The sequence below is a fragment of the Labrys miyagiensis genome, assembly GCF_030160835.1.
Lineage (GTDB): Bacteria > Pseudomonadota > Alphaproteobacteria > Rhizobiales > Labraceae > Labrys > Labrys miyagiensis.
In genome coordinates this window covers 1-513 of the sequence record NZ_BSPC01000110.1, presented here as the reverse complement: position 1 = coordinate 513, position 513 = coordinate 1, and the positions used below count along the sequence as shown (strand labels likewise).

Annotated in this window: 1 protein-coding gene; it reads left to right on the top strand. The window is 60.4% G+C overall.

The annotated features are described in order from the left end of the window. Positions 1–55: 55 nt before the first annotated feature. The coding region (locus tag QQL24_RS36365; RefSeq protein ID WP_284317210.1) for a hypothetical protein at positions 56–513 on the top strand (458 nt) is incomplete at its 3' end.

Genomic DNA, 513 nt, shown 5'->3' with positions numbered 1-513 from the left:
GCAGCTCTCTGCCTCAGTCACGGAACTTGCTGATCGGCTAAGGCCGGCTAATATTGTGAACGCCGCAGTTGATCGCCTGGCTGGGAAAGCGGCAACGGTGGCCAGCGAGGCTCTCAATGTTGCGAAGAAAAACTCAGGCAAGGCCACGTTGGTCGGAGCCGGGGCACTGCTCGCATTCGACCTTGGACGCGTGACATCAAGGCCTCCAGATCAGCCGACGGCCGCAGAACCGCTTGGCGACCCCGCAAATGAGAGTGACGAGGAGCCGAGCGCGCCGCACTACAGGTCCATAACGGATAGCTGGCGAACCTTACGCTACTGGGGTGGCGGCGCCGTTGCCGCTGTCGTTGGTTATGCTCTTGGAAAAGTCATTCCGGTGTCGGCTGCCGAAACGGAGTTGCTTGGAGAGATGCCTTCCGAAGTCAAATCTGCCGCAGATCAGTTTTGGCAGGAACATGCGCGTGGCGCCAAACTCGCGGCTGCCGATAGCTTCGGTCTAGCGCGATGGGCTGC